The organism is Facklamia sp. P12950 (assembly GCF_050409465.1).
GTDB lineage: Bacteria > Bacillota > Bacilli > Lactobacillales > Aerococcaceae > Facklamia.
The window spans coordinates 1-691 of record NZ_JBNUPK010000028.1; the positions used below are offsets into that span (position 1 = coordinate 1).

At 60.5% G+C, this 691-nt stretch carries 1 protein-coding gene; it reads right to left on the reverse strand.

The window, feature by feature from the left end; all coding sequences use genetic code 11:
• Nucleotides 1-64: 64 nt before the first annotated feature.
• Nucleotides 65-691 (reverse strand): amidohydrolase family protein (locus ACQV2Q_RS08890; protein ID WP_428882517.1); only part of this gene is annotated, 627 nt, incomplete at its 5' end.

The window sequence follows — 691 nt, forward strand, 5'->3', positions numbered from 1 at the left end:
CGTGAAAGTCGCCGTAATGTTTATGCAGTTTTCTGATTTCCACCCGTGCCATCTTACTTCCCCATTATGCTTGTTGAGAGGCGGAAAGTTCCGTCCCCAATGCTGGCTCGCAAAGACGCAACCCCGCTTCCCCCGGCGACCAGCGGAAGGCGATGAAGTCCGCCGGAGCGCCTTCACGCAAACCGGTTTCGAGACCGAGCGCCTTTGCCGGATTGATCGCAGCCATGGTGATGGCATCCGAAAGGCTGAAGCCTTCCAGACCGGCGACCAATGCGACGCCGTCCGAAAGCGGTTTTGCCGCGCCGGCGAGCAGTCGCGTACCCGACATGGACAGGCGGCCTTCGGCCGAAAGCTCCACGTCGCCGCCGACCGGCTGCCGATAGCGCCCTGGTGGCATGCCCGCGAGCGCAACCATATCGCTGACAAGGATCGATCGTTGCACACCCTTCGCTCTCAACATCGCCGTGAGGGTTACCCGGTCCAGATGGTGGCCGTCGGCGATGAACATCGCCTGCAATCTGTCATTAGCGAGCTGTGCCCATATCAGGTTCGGATGACGCGGCAATGTCTGGGAGACGCCGTTGCCAAGATGGGTGCTGAAGCCGGCTCCCGCTTGTGATGCCTCAGCGATATCGGTACTTTCTGCCGAAGAATGCCCAATGGAAACAAGGCAACCGGAACTGCGCAGGTG